The following is a 16,515-nucleotide window of genomic DNA, read 5'->3' as shown; positions in this document are numbered from 1 at the left end:
CCGAATGCCCGGCGGCGGGATGTGCAGGGGGAACAACGAGAGTTTTTTCAGACTGACTGTCCGTCATGTGAACGCTCCGCACGCCTGAGGCATACCGAAATCGGCAACCCGCGAGGCGATGTCATAGTGAAAGAGAACATCGTTCCCCGGCGTCGCTTGCCGGGGCTAGGTTCTATTTTTCAAATAAAGCGGTTCACAGACAGGTCCAGATAGCGAAATTTTCACTGTGCCGGTTAGCAAAGCGCGCCGCTAACGCCAAAGAAGGGCGTTTTTCGGGCTGTCCTTGGCCGTTTGGCGGCTCTGCCTGCGGGGTATCATGGACTTTTATGCGTTTTTGCAGAACAGGACAAGGTGCGGTGCCGTGGTGAAACCCTTCTTACGCAGTGGCAGTTTGGATGATGTGCTGGCTTTAGGCGAAAACGGGCAACCGGTCTACGCCTGCGCGCAGCAGCTGCGGGAAACCCTGCGTCTTCGCCGGCAGCAGCAGGCCGCCGACTGTCTGGCGATCCCCCAGCCGAACGAAAGCGGCACCCGCATCGACTGGTATGCGCCCTTCCCCGGCAAGGTCACCTCCTGGCTGGCGGCGAGCGACGCCCAGCGCGCGCAGGCGGTGCGCCACCTGGAACACTGCCTGACGACCTTCCGCAGCCTGACGGAACAGGCCCAGGCGACCGATCACCCCAGCCATCGCCTGTTTGGCGCGCTGCTGGCCAAAGCGATGCACATGCCCGATCCCAACCACGTTTATCTGGTGGACGACCTGCCGGTGCTGACCTTCTGGGGCTTTATCAAGCCGCAGGCGCAGAGCCCGGACGATCCGTTGGCCTGCCTGCGCCCGATCGAAGCAGAGGTGAAAGTCGAAGTGGAAAAACCGGCGCCGATCGCCGCCGCACCGCGTAAACCGGCCGTTGTCGAACCGGTAAAACCGGCCCCGGCCGCCGAGCCCGAACCGGTGCCTGCCCCGGCAGCGCCTATCGCCCCCCCTGCCGCCGTTCGCCCGCGCCGGCGCTACACTCTCTGGTTCTTGCCCATACTGCTGCTAGGCAGTGCGGCGCTGGCCGCCTGGCTGCATCGCTCACCACCGCCGCAACCGGCGATGCCGACTGAGGTGCAGCATCCGGCGCCGCCGGAAAAAACCGCCGCGCCGTTGCCCAAGCTGCGCTTGCCGCTGGCGCACGCGACGCTGTTGCCGCCGCCACCGGCGCCGGTCATCCCGCAGCCGGCGGACAAAAATGCGCTGGTGCTGCCGCCCGAGGCGGTGAAGGCCGGCTCCACCCGTTTCCTTAACGGCAAATGGCGCGCCACGGTGGCGCTGAAAGACCCGATCACCGGCAAACGCCCCGGCCTGCAATACCGTCTGAACGGCGGCAAAGGCAACGCCATCATCGCCTACGGCGACGGCGTCAGCTGCCGGGTGGCGGTCGAAGCCGGGCTGATGCAGTCCGGCAATCTGGTGATCAACAGCCGCACCAAGGCGCGCTGCAGCGACGGTAGCCGCTACCAGATCCCGGAGATCGTTTGCCGCCAGGGCGAAACCGGCGCGGCGGAGTGCACCGGCCGCTACGATGCGGACACCACCTATCCCATGACGTTCAAGCGCGAGAGTAAATGATGCTGGCACCCCTTACGGACTACAAACACGGCATTACGCTGATTCAGGACAGCGGCATTCAGTTTCTGGACTTTGCCCTGACGCCGCTGCTGGACGCCGAGTTTCCCGGCAAATTCGTGCGCAAGACCGCCAGCGGCCCGCTGCTGCGCCTGCAATGGGAGGCCGAGAGCGGCAAATACCAGCTGCCGGCCGTGGGCGACCAGGCCGCCGAAGTGGTGCGGCCGGAGTTCAGCTATCCGCTGCAGCAGTCGCTGCGCCTGCTGGATAAGCTCTGGCTGCCGCTGCCCTTCTTGCGCCACACCCCGGCGGGCCTGTTTTTGTCGGGCCCGGACAACTGGGCGCGCCTGCAGGTGGTGCAGCTGGATGAACCGGATCAGGACGGCAACCTGCTGCGCGTGGTGCTGGCCTTCGACACCCGCGCCGCCGCGCCCGGCCAGGAGACGCTGGCGCCGGGCGAAAGCGATCTCGGCACCGGGCTCAACTTCGCGCTGGCGCACCGCAACCACGAGCTGGGCGAGTTTCTCGATCTGACCTGGGTAGACGGCTGGCTGCGCGAAGCGTTCAGCCAGCGCGCCGCCGAGCGGGAGCAGCGTGCCGAAGTGGAGATCAACGCCGGGCTGAAAACCTTCGAGTATCAGGCGCACTACCTCAATCTGCTGCACATGCTCGGCCATCAGCTGGCGGTACCGCAGATAAAGATGGTGGCGGCGACGCTGCAGCAACCGGCGATCGACGTCGATCTGGTGCTGGACGTCGGCAACTCGCACACCTGCGGCGTGCTGGTCGAAGACCACCCGGAAGAGAGCAACGGCCTGAAGCAAACCTACGAGCTGCAGCTGCGTTCGCTGTCCGAACCGCACCGCGTCTACAACGAACTGTTCGAGAGCCGGGTGGAGTTTTCTCAGGCCAGCTTCGGCAAGCCGCATCTGTCGTTCCAGAGCGGGCGCGACGACGCCTTCCAGTGGCCCTCCATCACCCGCGTCGGCCGCGAAGCCGCGCAGCTGGCGCAGCGGCGAACGGGCCATGAAGGCACTACCGGCATTTCCAGCCCGCGCCGCTACCTGTGGGACGAGGAGCGCTATGCGCCCGGCTGGCGCTTCAACGAGCGGCACGAGCCGATGGCCGCCGCCGCGCCGTTGACCACCCTCATCAACGACGAAGGCGTGCCGCTGTCCGCCCTGCCGACGGCGCAACGGCTGCCGGTGTTCGCCGCCCATTACAGCCGCAGCGCGGTGATGACGCTGATGCTGAGCGAGCTGCTGGCGCAGGCGCTGATGCAGATCAACAGCATCGCCCAGCGCAGCCGCATGCCGAACGCCGCCGCGCCGCGCCGTTTGCGCGCCATCATTCTGACGCTGCCTTCGGCCATGCCGAAGCCGGAGCGCGAGATCTTCCGCCGCCGCATGCAGGAAGCGATCGGGCTGGTGTGGAAGTCCCTCGGCTGGCACCCGCAGGATGCGCCGTTCGACGGCGCGCACGTCCGCTTCCCGGTGCCTCAGGTGCAGATGGAGTGGGACGAGGCCACCTGCGGCCAGATGGTCTATCTGTACAATGAAACCCAGGTGAACTTCGCCGGCCGCACCGACGCCTTTTTCGCCGCCATGGCCCGGCCCGACCGGCCGCTGGCGCCGGGTGAACAGGCGGGAAAAACGCTGCGCATCGCCTCCATCGACATCGGCGGCGGCACCACGGATCTGGCGATCACGCACTATTCGCTCGATGACGGCGTGGGCAACAACATCAAAATCAACCCGCGCCTGCTGTTCCGCGAGGGCTTTAAAGTCGCCGGCGACGATATCCTGCTGGACGCCATCCAGCAGTTTATCCTGCCCGCCGTGCAGCAGGCGTTCGAAGCCGCCGGCGTGAGCGCCGCCCCGGCGTTGATGGACAGGCTGTTCGGCAACGAAGGGCGCATGGACGGGCTTTCTACCCTGCGTCAGCAGGCGGCGCTGCAGATTTTCATGCCCGCCGGACGCGCGCTGCTCGGCGCCTATGAAGAATACGATCCGCTGGACAGCCGGGCGGAAATCGCCGCCAGCCTGGGCGATCTGCTGCCGCAGCCGCCGACGCCGCAGGTGCTGGCGTTTATCAACGGCGAGGTGCAGCGCGAAGCCGACAGCGACGCCTTCGATATTCTGCACACCCCGCTGGTGATCCGCCTGGCCGATCTGCACGCCGCCTTCTTGTCCGATCGCATCGGCATCGGCCGCTGCCTGCGCCTGCTGGCCGAGGTGGTGGCGCTGTATACCTGCGACGTGCTGCTGTTGACCGGCCGCCCGGCGCGTTTCCCCGGCGTGCAGGCGCTGCTGCGTCATCTGCAGCCGCTGCCCGCCAGCCGCATTCTGCCGCTCGAGGGCTACCACACCCGCAGCTGGTACCCGTTCAACAAACGCGGCCGCATCGACAACCCGAAATCCACCGCCGCGGTGGGTGCCATGCTGTGCCTGTTGGCGATCGACCTGCGCCTGGAGAGCTTTTACTTCAACGTCGGCGATTTCCAGCCCTACTCCACCATCCGCCATCTGGGCATGCTGGACGGCAACAACATGCTGGCGGACGATAACGTCTATTACCGCGACATCGATCTGGATCGCGCCGACTTCGTGCTCGACCCCGCCGGCAGCTTCCAGCTGCGCGGCCCGCTGCGCCTGGGCTTCCGCCAACTGGACAACGAACGCTGGCCGGCCTCGCCGCTCTATACGCTGACCATCAATGACGCCCAGCTGGCGCGCAAACTGGCCGGCGATGCGGTGATCACCCTGCGGCTGGCCATTACCGCCAGCGCCGAACAGGGCGCAGAAAGCGTCAAGATCGCGCAGGCGTTGCTGGCCGACGGCAGCCCCGTCCCGGCGCACCACCTGCAACTGAAACTCAATACCCTGGCTGCCAGCGCCTCCGGCGCGACCCACTACTGGATAGACAGCGGGAGCATTTACCCACGATGAAAGCTACCACTACCGCCCAATCGGCCCCGAACCACGCACTCAGCACCGGCATTCTGCAGGCGATCGCCTGGGTGGACGCCGCGCGCCGGCAGTCCACCCGTTTGGAACAGGAAGCGGATCGCCTGACGCTGCGCCTGCGCCGTTGCCATAACCGCGCGCTGCAATTGGCGAATGCGCAACCTGAGCAGGTCGCTATCGGCCTGTACGGCCACAACGCCGCCGCCAAGGCCCACCTGCTGGCGGCGCTGGCCCCCGGCGCAGAAAGGCTGCACGCAGACGCCGCGCTGGCGGTGCGTTACGGCGCCGCCGCGCCGTCGCCGTGCGCCGAGTATCCTCTCGCCCTCGCGCTGCTCGATGAAGCGCAGTGGCTGGCCATCACGCTCGATGCCGCCGCGATGGACGGCTTCCGTCTGGACTGGGACGCCCGCGCGATCGCCGGCCATCTGCAAGCGTTGGCGCGCCACCGCCAAACCGTCGCCCTCGACGGCCTCAGCGACAGCGATGTGCTGACGCTGTGGGATAGCCAACGCCGCCACGGCGACAAGGGGCAACAGACGCTGGACAGGCATTTCTGGCCGCAGGCCGTGGCGCTGGCGCCGCAGTTGAGCATCGATGATCGTGCGCGCCTGTTTGCGCCGCTGTGGGGAGAGGAAACAACGCTGACGGCGCGTTATCGCCAGCTGGCACACACGCTGCATGCCCTCGGTGGCAGCCGACAGGTTCATGCTCCGCACCGCGCCTTGCCGCTGCTGGCCGCGAGCGCCACAGCGGAAAACGCGACGATCGTCGTGATGGCCGAACACGGCGGGGAACGGGAGATCGCGCTGAGCGATCTGACCTGGCTGACCGCCGAAGTCACCACCGTTCTGCCGCAAACGGCGCAGACGGGCCTGCCCGCCGACGTGGCGCTGATCGACCTGCCCGGCAGCCGCGCTTGCCCGCAGGCGGAACCGACGCAGCGGCTGCAACAGGCGAAACGCGCCCATTTGCTGACCCGCTGTGCAGACGGCCTGCACGCCAACCTGTTGCTGGTAGCCGATGCGGCCGCCACGCCACAGGACGCCGCCCGCATCGGCCAGGGGCTCGCCAACTGGGTCAACCAGACTCAGGGGGAAACCCCGGCGCTGCGCCAATGCCGCAAACCCGGCCTGATCTGGGCGATCACGCCGTTCGATCAACGCGGGGAAGGCAAAACGCGCCCCGACGACGCCGTACAGCGCCAGGTCGGCGAGCCCGGCGACAGCTGGGCCACGCTGCTGGCGCTGGATGAACAGGATTGCCGCCGTATGGTGAGCTACCTGACCGCTCAGGCGCGCCCGGCCCAGAAGCAAGCGCGCCTGCTCGAACAGCGCGAAGAGTTGCAGCGCGAGCTGACGGAAAGCCTGCTCGGCAACTGGCTCACCGCCGCCGATCCACACGCGGCGCAGCAACGCGGCCAGCAGCTGCTGCGAGCGCTGCAGGCGCAGGCCGGCCGCCACGGCGAACTGCTGGAACGGCTGTTACCGCAGCGCGATACGTTGCGCCAGCTTTATCAGCAACAGCAGCACGCCGCGCCGGCCCCGACGGCGACGCCAGCGCCGTTCGGGCTCGATATCGATCTGTTCGGCGCACCGGAAACCCCGGCGCCCGGCGAGCCCCCCGCGTCATCCTTTGCCGCGCGGGTATTCGCGGATTGGATCAACCATCTGCGCAGCCTGCCGGACAGCCGTCGGTTGCTGGAGCTGCTCGGCGTCGAAAAGCCGCACCTGGAACTGCTGGTTGATGCGCTGATCGGCGCCGCCTGCCGCCTGCGGCTCGATGATGAGCTGGAGAACGCGCTGTGCGCCGGGGGCCTGCCGGAACAGAGCGAAGATCGGCAAATCAGCCAGGCGCTGGCGATACTGGGCGACTTTGTCGCCTGGCTCGGTTTCCAGCGGCGCGATGCGGCAACGCGCCCCGAGAGCCGCGTCAATCCCGGCCAGCCGATCTTTACCCCACCGCCGCAGCCGGCGGTGGACTGGAGCCGCCAGCAGCGGTTAACCCGGCTGGCGCCGACGCCGACCAAAAACACCGCGTTTTATATCTATGACTGGCTGATCGGCCTGCAAACCCTGCTGGCGGAGAATGCGGCGACGGAGAGCGCACTCGGCGAGGCGCAGCGCGCGGCGTTGGAAGAGATCGTGGCGACTCTGCGCTAAGCGGCGGCTCTGGCTGCAATAGGGGGAGAAAACAGGATAAATCGGGCGTTGCCGATTATGCTGATGAGTAACGCCGCGATTCTGGGAGAAAATCATGCCCCCTTTCAGCCTGAAGACTATCGACCATGTGGTTCTGCGCGTGCGCGATATGCAGAAAAGCCTGCATTTTTATACCCAGATCGTCGGCTGTGATATCGCCAAACGGCGGCCGGATTTGGGGCTGATGCACCTGCGCGCCGGGGCGGCCATGATTGATCTGGTCGACGTTAACGGCCAGCTTGGAAAAAAAGGCGGCGATGCGCCCGATCCTCACCGGCAAAATGTCGATCACCTCTGCCTGCGCATCGATCCTTTCAACGAAGACGAACTGCTGGCCTATCTGCGATCGCAAGGGATCGCCGTCGATCCCGCTGAAACGCGCTACGGCGCGGAAGGCGACGGGCCGTCGATTTATTTCAGCGATCCGGACGGCAATCGCATCGAGCTTAAGGGGCCGGCGATCGGCTAGATCCTGGCGCTCCCGTGGATGTCGGCCAGCCGTTGGCTATCCACCACCCGCAGCGATTTGTTTTTAAACTGAATAATACCGTCCGCCGCGAGCTGCGCCAGCGCGCGGCTCAGCTGCCTGACGGAGATCCCTAATCTGCCCGCCAGCAACTCCCTGTTTTCGAGCTGAATCTGCAAGCCTTCCTGCTTTATTTTAAATAACAAAAATTTGCGCAACTTATATTCTGCCGTTAAGCCGCCGCTCGCATGCAGCAATGAAGCGTTAAGCAGCTTGTCGCTTAACTGCCGGCACATAAAGGCGAGGAAAACAGGATCGTGCATGGCCCGCTCTTTGATGGCCTCGATAGGCAGCGTGAAGAGCAGCGCGTCCGTCACCGCCTGAACGGTGCTGAACACCGCCCGCTGCGCCTGGGAGAACAGCTCCAGATCGCCTATCACGGAGAAATCCGTTTCGAAGGAAAAGACGATGTGCATGCCGTTCACATCGTAATTCTCAACCTGCAATTTTCCCTGCACGAGAAAAAACAGGTGGGTCAACCGATCGCTTTGCGTCACCAGGTATTCACCGGCCTCGACCCTGACCAGGCGCAGGGCGGCCAGCAGCGGGGGCGAAAGCGCCGTTCGCAGATCGTGGGCTTCGATAAACGCTTCTTTCAGCTTGCTGTCACCGACAGTTTTCACGGCGATTCACTCCCAGGGCTTATCCGTTAACGTCTTGCATCCTATCTTTTCGGCTGCGCCCAGAATAGCCGGCGCGCTTCAGAACGAAACAGGACATCTGACCTTTTTTGCCTCGGGCCGTCTGGGTATTTTCTCCGCAGACCCCACCCAAGGAGAGTGCCATGCGACATATTTTGATAGATACCGATACCGCCTCCGACGATGCCGTCGCCTTGCTGATGGCGTTGCGCGAGCCTGACGTGAGGGTGGAAGCGATCACCACGGTCGCAGGCAACTGCCCGCTTGAACAATGCGTCAAAAATGCGCTTATCTGCGTGGAAAAAGCGGGAACCTATGCCCCTCCGGTATACGCCGGCATGGCGAAACCGCTGTTCCGCACGCGCTATCACTCGCACCACATTCACGGCGAAGACGGCATGGGCGACATGGCCTTGCCCGATCCGCAGCTGACCGCCGCACCCATTCATGCCGTAGACGCCATCATCGACTGCGCCGCACGGCTCAATGGCGAGCTGGAAATCGTCACCCTCGGGCCGCTGACCAATCTTGCGATGGCGGTGCTGAAAGCGCCCGCGTTGGCCGAACAAGTGAAAAGGGTTTATGTCATGGGCGGTTCCGGGCTGACGCCGGGCAATATTACCCCGCTGGCCGAATTTAACTTCTACGCCGACGCTGAGGTCGCCCATCTGGTGTTGAATGCCGGGCTGCCCCTCACCCTCGTCGGTTGGGAGATCGGGATGGGGGAAGCGTTTATTGGCGAGGACGATATTGAACGATTGCATCATCTCGGCGAACTGGGGCGCTTTGCCGTGCGCTGCAATCGCACGCTGATGGCGTTCAACGCCGGGCGCACAGAGCGTAAAGGCTTTGATTTGCCCGATCCGACCACCATGGCGGTGGCGCTCTACCCGGACATCGTCGAGACCAGTCTGGAGGCGTATTCCTGGGTAGAATATAAAAGTGAAAGGTCTTACGGCCATTACGTCATTGATTCCACCCATCTGACCGGCGAACCGGCCAATGCCCGCGTGATCACCCGCATTAAACCCGGCCGGTTTAAAGAAAAACTGTTTTCGTTGTTATCTCAGCCGTTAATGAAATAAGTGGCCCGTATGAAATTAGATCCAAGAAAATTGATGAAAGTGGAATTACACGTCCATTTGGATACCTGTTTAAGCTACCACTATGTCAAAAAGATCGACCCGCAAATAACCAGAACGGCCTTTAATCGGCAATTTATCGCGCCGAAACGATGCGCCGATCTCGGAGACTTTTTAAACAAGATCGCACCGCAAATAGACCTCCTGCAGACGCGCCAGGCGATAGCGCTGGCCGTCGATGACTTGTTCGCGCAGTTGGCGGCGGATAACGTCATTTATGCGGAAGTGCGCTTTGCCCCGCTGCTGCATACCCGGATGGGGTTAAGCGGTGAAGCGGTGGTCGAGACGGTGCTCGCCGCGATGCGTGACGCCGCGCAAACTTACGGCGTCGCCGCCGGGCTGATCCTGTGCACGCTGCGGCATTTCGATGCGGCCGTCAGCCTGCAAACCGCCGGGCTCGTGGTTAACTTTCTGGGCCGCGGCGTGGTCGCGCTGGATTTGGCCGCCGACGAAGCGCGTTACCCGCTGGCCAATCACATAGCGGCCTTTCGGGCGGTGCGCGAAGCCGGCGGCAACGTCATCGCCCACGCCGGTGAGGCGAAGGGCGCCGACAGCGTACGGGAAACGCTGGATAGGCTGCAGGTGTCGCGCATCGGCCACGGCGTCAGGAGCATCGAGGATGCTGCGCTTATCGAGCGCCTGGTAGCCACCGGTGTCCTGCTCGAGATCTGCCCCAGCTGCAATCTCGTCTGCAATCTGTTCGACAGCATCGACAGTCACCCGATAGACCGGCTGAAAAGGATGGGAGTGCGGCTGAACGTGAATACCGATGCGCGCACCGTCGCCGATACCACGCTGAACAAAGAGTACCAGCTGTTGCATGACGCCTTCGGCTGGCAGGATGACGATTTTAACCGCAGCAACCGACAGGCGTTGGAAGCGAGTTTTCTCGACGGCGATACTAAAATTAAATTAATGAATCAGCTCAAGGCCGGGCCAATGTGACCCGGTACGTTTCAAGGCTGAGCGGGTTTTAACGCTCCTGTGCCGCCAACGCCTGGGCGCACGCCCAGGCAGAGCTCCAGGCCCACTGGAAGTTGTAGCCGCCCAACCACCCGGTCACGTCCACCACTTCGCCGATAAAATAGAGCCCCGGCGCCTTGTGGGCTTCCATCGTCTTGGAGGAAAGTTCGTTGGTGTCGACGCCGCCGAGCGTCACTTCCGCCGTGCGATAGCCTTCGGTGCCGTTCGGCTGCACGCGCCAGTTCTGCAACAGATCCACCAGCGCCGCCTGCTGCGGCGCATTCAGCTGCTTCAGCGTGGCCTCCGGCAGTTGTCCCAACGTTTGCAAGCATTCCACCAGCCGCTTCGGCAAGTGCAACGCCAGGGTGTTTTTCAGGCTTTGGTTCGGGTGCTGGCGGCGCTGGTCATCCAGGAAGGCCGCCAGATCCAGCTCAGGAAGTAAGTTAACGCTCACATACTCACCCGGCTGCCAGTAGCTGGACAGCTGCAACACCGCCGGGCCGGACAGGCCGCGATGGGTGAACAGGATGCTTTCACGGAAGCTGACGCCGTTCTCGGCGGTGATCACTGCCGGCACCGAGACGCCGGACAGCGTCTGCACATGCTCCAGCAGCGGCTTATGCAGGGTAAAAGGCACCAGCCCCGCGCGCGTCGGCAGCACCTTGAGGCCGAACTGCTCCGCCAGCTTGTAACCGAACGGCGAAGCGCCCAGCCCCGGCATGGATAAACCGCCGCTGGCCACCACAAGTGAGCGAGCACTTACTTTTTCGCCATTCAGCGCCAGCGCGTAACCGTTCTCGGTTTTCTCCACGCCCAGCACTTCGCTGCGCAGGCGCATCGTCACCTGGCCCAGTTCGCACTCTTTGACCAGCAGATCCACCACCTGCTGCGCCGAGTCGTCGCAGAACAGCTGCCCCAGCGTTTTTTCATGGTAGGCGATGCCGTAGCGGTTGATCAGATCGATGAAGTCCCACTGGGTGTAGCGCGCCAACGCCGACTTGCAGAAGTGCGGGTTGTTCGACAGATAGGCCGCCGGCTCGGCATACATATTGGTAAAGTTGCAGCGCCCGCCGCCGGACATCAGGATCTTGCGGCCCGGTTTTTTGCCGTTGTCGAGCAGCAACACGCGGCAACCGAGTTGCCCCGCCTGCGCGGCGCAAAACATGCCGGCGGCGCCCGCCCCAATCACTACGACATCAAACTGTTCCACCTGAGCCTCACTTATCAAAACCACAATCGCGACAAAAGAGCGCCATATTACGCCGTTTCGCCGCCGGTCACCGCCAAATTCACGGCGGCAGATTGTAAAGCCCCGGCGCCGCCAACGCCATAGTAAGAAAATATTACAGAGGTCAGAGGAGAATAACGCGTTGATATTCCATATTTTTGTTATAGACACGCCATCATTTCGTCATGTCCAAATCAAAAAAACGTCATATTTTCCTTTTCCCCGGCCCCGGTTGTCACTGATAATGCGCGGCGTTCATGTCCACAAACTGGCGTAACGCTTATGCTGCATTTGTTCGCTGGCCTGGATTTCCATACCGGCCTGATGTTAATTCTCGCATTGTTGTTCGTGTTGTTTTATGAAGCCATCAACGGTTTTCATGATACGGCCAATGCGGTCGCTACAGTTATTTATACCCGCGCCATGCGCTCGCAACTTGCGGTCGTGATGGCAGGTTTGTTCAACTTTCTTGGCGTAATGCTCGGCGGTTTGAGTGTTGCTTACGCCATCGTCCATTTGCTGCCTACCGATCTGTTGTTGAACGTCAGTTCAGCACACGGATTAGCCATGGTCTTCTCCATGCTGTTGGCGGCAATCATCTGGAACCTCGGCACCTGGTATTTCGGTCTGCCGGCCTCCAGTTCCCATACGCTGATAGGCGCAATCATCGGTGTCGGTTTAACCAACGCCCTGATGACCCACACTTCGGTGGTGGATGCGCTTAACGTCCCGAAAATGATTGGTATTTTCCTTTCTCTGCTGTTCTCGCCGCTGGTCGGCATGATGGTGGCGGGAGTGATGGTGTTCGCCTTGCGCCGCTATTGGAGTGGCACCAAGAAACGCCAGCGTATCCACATGACCCCTGCGGAACGTGAAAAGGTCGACGGCAAACGCAAGCCGCCGTTCTGGACCCGTATCGCGCTGATCCTGTCGGCGATTGGCGTCAGCTTCTCGCACGGCGCCAACGACGGCCAGAAAGGCATCGGCCTTATCATGCTGGTGCTGATCGGCGTTGCGCCGGCCGGCTTCGTGGTCAATATGAATGCAACCGGCTATGACATCACCCGTACGCGTGATGCCGTGACCCACCTGCAGCAATATTACCAGCAGCACGGCGACGCGCTGTCGCATGCGGTGTCGCTGACGCCGCTGGTGCCAAGCCCGGATGATGAAGCTGCGCCGAACAAGCCGGCCGAGTTCCACTGCGACAGTTCGCGCGCCATGCCGGCGATCGAGCTGGCTCAGGGCATGCTGACCAACCTGCAAAGCTACGATCAGCTGACGGTTGAGCAGCGCAGCCACCTGCGCCGCCTGCTGATGTGCGTGACCGACACGGCGGATAAAGTCGCCAAGCTGCCGGAAACCTCATCCGCCGACCAGCGCTTCCTGAAGAACCTGCGTCAGGATCTGCTGCAGACCGTCGAGTACGCGCCGATGTGGATCATCGTCGCCGTCGCGCTGGCACTGTCGCTCGGCACCATGGTGGGCTGGAAACGCGTGGCCACCACCATCGGCGAGAAGATCGGCAAGAAAGGCATGACCTACGCCCAGGGCGTGTCGGCCCAGATGACCGCAGCGCTGTCGATCGGCGTGGCGAGCTATACCGGCATGCCGGTCTCCACCACCCACGTCCTCTCTTCGGCGGTTGCCGGGACGATGATCGTGGACGGCGGCGGCGTGCAGAGCAAAACCGTGAAGAACATCCTGTTGGCCTGGGTACTGACCCTGCCAATCTCGATTCTGCTTTCCGGTGCGCTGTATTGGGTCGCGTTGAAGCTGATCTAAGCGATAAGCATCATGAGAAAGGCGGCCGAAAGGCCGCCTTTTTTTTGCCTGCATCAAGGGAAACAGGAAGGCATTAATACCAAATCATCAGCGCTATCAGGCTGATGACCACCAGACCGCACAGGGCCGAGGTCAGCATAAACTGCCCGCGCACCCGCTCGCAGCGGCGAATAAACTCCGGATCGTGGTGCTCGACATAGCGTTGCGCAAAGATATAGCGCACCAGCCTCAGCTGCTTGCTGGGTTGCCCGTGGGCGGTGAAGAAACCGCCGCCGTCGACGTATTGGTACAGCAGCGGGTCACAGCCGCGCAATACCACCAGCAGCGCGCGCAGAGAAGAGTAATACCGCACCATGTTTACCACACACACCACACATAAGGCCCAAAACAGCGCGACGGTACTGATCATGATTGCCCCCTCAAGGCGTTGTTATCCGCGGCCATCCGCCGGGTCCAACCGCCCTACCTCATTACCCGATACTCTGCTGGAGCTTACCGCTCTCATCCCCTTTTTTGCCTGCACGGGCCACGCCCATAACCCACCGCCTCCGGAGACGTTACCGCACCGCACAGAGAGATTTGCACAGCGTGGTTCCACTCAGAGGGGAAATGATGAGGCCCATATCCATCATTGTAGGTTAATGAAACGCAAACTGGCCTGATCAGTGGATAAAATTTACCGCCTCGCACCGAAACGCCCTTCGCCGGGGCGGGCTAACGGCTGTGATTGGTCGGTTTTTCTGGATAGTCTATCCCGCCCCACGCCGCTGATCTTTCCCCCCACGCTGGCTAGACTCAGGTTTCCGTTACGTTCATCCAAGGAAACTGTTATGGCAAACCATTCAATCAAGGGAAAAACCGTCCTCATCGCCGGCGGCGCCAAAAACCTCGGCGGGCTGATCGCACGTGATTTGGCTGAACAAGGCGCCAAAGCGGTGGTGATCCACTACAACAGCGCCGCTTCCCAAGCCGAAGCGGAAAAAACCGTCGCCGCCATTCAGGCCGCCGGGGCGCAAGGCGTCGCGCTGCAGGCCGATCTCACCACCGCGGGCGCGGTCGAAAAGCTGTTCGCCGATGCGGTCGCCGCCGTCGGCAAGCCGGATATCGCCATCAATACCGTCGGCAAAGTGCTGAAAAAGCCGATGGTCGACATCAGCGAAGCCGAGTACGACGAGATGACGGCGGTCAACGCCAAAACCGCGTTCTTCTTCCTGAAAGAGGCGGGCAAACACCTCAACGACAACGGTAAAATCTGCACGCTGGTCACCTCGCTGCTCGGCGCCTTCACGCCGTTTTACGCCGCTTACGCCGGCACCAAAGCGCCGGTGGAACACTTCACCCGCGCCGCCGCCAAGGAGTTTGGCGAACGCGGTATCTCCGTGACGGCGGTCGGCCCCGGCCCGATGGACACCCCGTTCTTCTACCCGGCGGAGGGTGCGGACGCCGTGGCCTACCACAAGACGGCAGCGGCGCTGTCGCCGTTCAGCAAAACCGGCCTGACCGATATCGAAGACGTGGTGCCGTTCATCCGCCACCTGGTCAGCGACGGCTGGTGGGTAACCGGCCAAACCATCCTGATCAACGGCGGCTACACCACCAAATAAGTTCGACGGGGGCACAGATGCCCCCGCACCTGCTCGCGCGCAACCGCGCCATGCGGCTACACTCTCTGTCAGAAACGGCGCCAAGGAACAGCAGGTCAACGAGATGGACAGATTCAATCAATACCGCGTATTCGTACAGGTGGCGGAAATGGGCAGCTTTATCCGGGCGGCCCATGCGCTGGAGGTGCCGCGCGCCTCGGTGTCCGCCGCCGTGCAACAGCTGGAAACGCAGCTGGGCGTGCGCCTGCTGCACCGCACCACGCGGCAGGTGCGGCTGACCGCCGACGGCGAACAGCTGCTCGAGCGGCTGCGCCCGCTGCTGGCCGAGGTGGAAGACATCGATCAGTCGTTTCAGGCCAGCCAGCGCCAGGCCTCCGGCCGGCTCAGCGTCGACGTGCCGAGCCGCATCGCCCGCCGGCTGATCGCGCCGGCGCTGCCCGGCCTGCTGCGGCGCCACCCTCATCTGCAGCTGGTGCTCGGCTCCGCCGATCGCGCCATCGATCTGGTGCAGGAAGGGGTCGACTGTGCGGTGCGCGTCGGCGATCTGCACGACAGCAGCCTGGTGATGCGCCCGCTCGGCCATATCGCGCTGATCAACTGCGCCAGCCCCGCTTACCTGGGCGAATTCGGCCATCCACTCCAGCCCGGCGATCTCGTCGAGGGACACTGGAGCATCGGCTACGCCTCACCCAAAACCGGCCGCGAATCCCCCTGGGAATACCAGGCCGACGACGGCCATACGCAACGGCTCGAACTGCCCAGCCGGGTGGTGGTCAACAACGCCGAAAGCTATATCGCCTGCTGCCGCGCCGGGCTGGGGCTGATGCAGATCCCGCGCTACGACGTGCAACACCTGCTCGACGCCGGTGAACTGGTTGAAGTCCTGCCCGGTTACCGCGGCACCTCCATGCCGATCGCCCTGATCTACCCCCATCGCCGCCAGCGATCGCGCCGCCTGGCGGTGTTTCATGAGTGGTTTGAAAGCCTACTGCAGCCACATCTGGAGCGCTGATTGCACATTTAGCGCTATACTTTGTTTAATAACGCTTATAATTCAAGCGGTCAGACCGTCAGCATCCGCATAATCCATAGGCTTTTGCGCCGCGCGGGTGTACAACGAAAGATATCGGGCGGAGAGATTTTCGATGCGGCGCAGTGTGATCGCCCCAACATATCATTGCGTTATCCGAATGATACTATGGAACCAAAAGCGCCAGGCGGGTAAACGGAACGCCTGCTAACCCTTTTTAATCGGCATGTTTATGGAAGGAGTATTCTTATGGCTTACAAACACATACTGATCGCGGTGGACCTATCCCCGGAAAGCAAGATCCTGGTAGAAAAAGCCGTCTCGATGGCGCGGCCGTACAACGCTAAAGTTTCTCTGATCCACGTCGATGTCAACTATTCCGACCTTTATACCGGCCTTATCGACGTCAATCTCGGCGACATGCAAAAACGCATCTCCGAGGAAACCCATCAGGCGCTGACCGAGCTGTCGCAGAACGCCGGCTACCCGATCACCGAGACCCTGAGCGGCAGCGGCGATCTGGCGCAGGTATTGGTCGATGCCATCAAGAAATACGACATGGACCTGGTGTTGTGCGGCCACCACCAGGACTTCTGGAGCAAGCTGATGTCTTCCGCTCGCCAGCTGATCAATACCGTGCACATCGATATGCTGATCGTGCCGCTGCGCGATGAAGAAGACGAATAAAGTAAGCACTTGCTAACTTAACTGCCCAACGCCCGCGCCCTGCGGGCGTTTTTCATGCCGCCACGCCGATTAATCGCTTGATAATCAACCGCCCTCCGATGATATAGTCGCTAAAGACACAACATCCTCCCCCGGG

The 16,515-nt window shown here is 62.4% G+C and carries 13 protein-coding genes; 10 read left to right on the top strand and 3 right to left on the bottom strand.

Features of this window, described 5'->3' with window-relative positions; translation table 11 throughout:
- Positions 1-361: 361 nt before the first annotated feature.
- From ACJ8QI_RS22825 to ACJ8QI_RS22810, 4 genes are all read left to right on the top strand, one after another.
- Positions 362-1,612, top strand: a complete 1,251-nt coding sequence (locus ACJ8QI_RS22825) for an SrfA family protein (RefSeq protein ID WP_442533136.1) — start codon at positions 362-364, stop codon at positions 1,610-1,612.
- Positions 1,612-4,557: a virulence factor SrfB gene (locus tag ACJ8QI_RS22820; RefSeq protein ID WP_060424595.1), complete on the top strand. Its 2,946-nt coding sequence runs from the start codon at positions 1,612-1,614 to the stop codon at positions 4,555-4,557. The genes ACJ8QI_RS22825 and ACJ8QI_RS22820 overlap by 1 nt, the downstream gene beginning before the upstream one ends.
- On the top strand, positions 4,554-6,734 hold the full coding sequence (locus ACJ8QI_RS22815; RefSeq protein ID WP_336844237.1) for a virulence factor SrfC family protein: 2,181 nt from the start codon (positions 4,554-4,556) through the stop codon (positions 6,732-6,734). The genes ACJ8QI_RS22820 and ACJ8QI_RS22815 overlap by 4 nt, the downstream gene beginning before the upstream one ends.
- 94 nt (positions 6,735-6,828) lie before the next feature.
- Positions 6,829-7,242: a VOC family protein gene (locus tag ACJ8QI_RS22810; RefSeq protein WP_060424441.1), complete on the top strand. Its 414-nt coding sequence runs from the start codon at positions 6,829-6,831 to the stop codon at positions 7,240-7,242.
- On the opposite strand, the gene ACJ8QI_RS22805 is transcribed toward ACJ8QI_RS22810, so the two are convergent.
- A complete protein-coding gene (locus ACJ8QI_RS22805; protein WP_442533135.1) occupies positions 7,239-7,922 on the bottom strand; it encodes a Crp/Fnr family transcriptional regulator in 684 nt (227 codons plus the stop codon). The two genes, ACJ8QI_RS22810 and ACJ8QI_RS22805, sit on opposite strands and share 4 nt — an antisense overlap.
- A gap of 161 nt (positions 7,923-8,083) precedes the next feature.
- On the opposite strand from ACJ8QI_RS22805, the gene ACJ8QI_RS22800 reads away from it, so the two are divergent.
- Together ACJ8QI_RS22800 and add are read left to right on the top strand one after the other, a co-directional pair.
- A complete protein-coding gene (locus ACJ8QI_RS22800) occupies positions 8,084-9,025 on the top strand; it encodes a nucleoside hydrolase (RefSeq protein WP_442533134.1) in 942 nt (313 codons plus the stop codon).
- A 33-nt stretch (positions 9,026-9,058) separates the two neighbouring features.
- Entirely contained in the window at positions 9,059-10,027 is a 969-nt protein-coding gene (gene add, locus ACJ8QI_RS22795) for an adenosine deaminase (protein ID WP_442533133.1), read from the top strand.
- A 28-nt stretch (positions 10,028-10,055) separates the two neighbouring features.
- On the opposite strand, the gene ACJ8QI_RS22790 is transcribed toward add, so the two are convergent.
- Positions 10,056-11,255 carry an NAD(P)/FAD-dependent oxidoreductase gene (locus tag ACJ8QI_RS22790; RefSeq protein WP_442533132.1) on the bottom strand — a complete coding sequence of 400 codons (1,200 nt, stop codon included), beginning with the start codon at positions 11,253-11,255 and terminating at the stop codon, positions 10,056-10,058.
- A gap of 300 nt (positions 11,256-11,555) precedes the next feature.
- Between ACJ8QI_RS22790 and pitA the strand changes: the two genes are divergently transcribed.
- Positions 11,556-13,058, top strand: coding sequence for an inorganic phosphate transporter PitA (gene pitA, locus ACJ8QI_RS22785; RefSeq protein WP_033636373.1), 1,503 nt, complete (start codon positions 11,556-11,558; stop codon positions 13,056-13,058).
- Positions 13,059-13,131: 73 nt separating this feature from the next.
- On the opposite strand, the gene uspB is transcribed toward pitA, so the two are convergent.
- The gene (gene uspB / locus ACJ8QI_RS22780; protein ID WP_016930435.1) at positions 13,132-13,467 is read right to left on the bottom strand and encodes a universal stress protein UspB; all 336 of its coding nucleotides are present in this window, start codon (positions 13,465-13,467) and stop codon (positions 13,132-13,134) included.
- Positions 13,468-13,888: 421 nt separating this feature from the next.
- Between uspB and ACJ8QI_RS22775 the strand changes: the two genes are divergently transcribed.
- The 3 genes from ACJ8QI_RS22775 (at position 13,889) to uspA (ending at position 16,379) form a co-directional block, all read left to right on the top strand.
- Complete coding sequence (locus ACJ8QI_RS22775) at positions 13,889-14,662, top strand: SDR family oxidoreductase (RefSeq protein WP_049202881.1); 774 nt, start codon at positions 13,889-13,891, stop codon at positions 14,660-14,662.
- A gap of 103 nt (positions 14,663-14,765) precedes the next feature.
- Positions 14,766-15,674, top strand: coding sequence for a LysR family transcriptional regulator (locus ACJ8QI_RS22770; protein ID WP_442533131.1), 909 nt, complete (start codon positions 14,766-14,768; stop codon positions 15,672-15,674).
- A 267-nt stretch (positions 15,675-15,941) separates the two neighbouring features.
- Positions 15,942-16,379 (top strand): universal stress protein UspA, encoded by a 438-nt coding sequence (gene uspA / locus ACJ8QI_RS22765; RefSeq protein WP_004930988.1) that lies wholly within the window; start codon positions 15,942-15,944, stop codon positions 16,377-16,379.
- Positions 16,380-16,515: the final 136 nt, after the last annotated feature.

Source organism: Serratia sp. CY84636 (assembly GCF_052166245.1).
Classification (GTDB): domain Bacteria; phylum Pseudomonadota; class Gammaproteobacteria; order Enterobacterales; family Enterobacteriaceae; genus Serratia; species Serratia nevei.
The sequence above is the reverse complement of the archived record's forward strand: the minus strand, read 5'-3'. Positions and strand labels throughout refer to the sequence as shown.

What these genes read in the sequence shown, in the direction of transcription:
- pitA (WP_033636373.1), top strand. Translation starts at nt 11,556, where the DNA reads ATGCTGCATTTGTTCGCTGGCCTGGATTTCCATACCGGCCTGATGTTA.
- ACJ8QI_RS22800 (WP_442533134.1), top strand. Translation starts at nt 8,084, where the DNA reads ATGCGACATATTTTGATAGATACCGATACCGCCTCCGACGATGCCGTC.
- uspA (WP_004930988.1), top strand. Translation starts at nt 15,942, where the DNA reads ATGGCTTACAAACACATACTGATCGCGGTGGACCTATCCCCGGAAAGC.
- ACJ8QI_RS22770 (WP_442533131.1), top strand. Translation starts at nt 14,766, where the DNA reads ATGGACAGATTCAATCAATACCGCGTATTCGTACAGGTGGCGGAAATG.
- ACJ8QI_RS22815 (WP_336844237.1), top strand. Translation starts at nt 4,554, where the DNA reads ATGAAAGCTACCACTACCGCCCAATCGGCCCCGAACCACGCACTCAGC.
- add (WP_442533133.1), top strand. Translation starts at nt 9,059, where the DNA reads ATGAAAGTGGAATTACACGTCCATTTGGATACCTGTTTAAGCTACCAC.
- ACJ8QI_RS22810 (WP_060424441.1), top strand. Translation starts at nt 6,829, where the DNA reads ATGCCCCCTTTCAGCCTGAAGACTATCGACCATGTGGTTCTGCGCGTG.
- uspB (WP_016930435.1), bottom strand. Translation starts at nt 13,467, where the DNA reads ATGATCAGTACCGTCGCGCTGTTTTGGGCCTTATGTGTGGTGTGTGTG.
- ACJ8QI_RS22820 (WP_060424595.1), top strand. Translation starts at nt 1,612, where the DNA reads ATGCTGGCACCCCTTACGGACTACAAACACGGCATTACGCTGATTCAG.
- ACJ8QI_RS22775 (WP_049202881.1), top strand. Translation starts at nt 13,889, where the DNA reads ATGGCAAACCATTCAATCAAGGGAAAAACCGTCCTCATCGCCGGCGGC.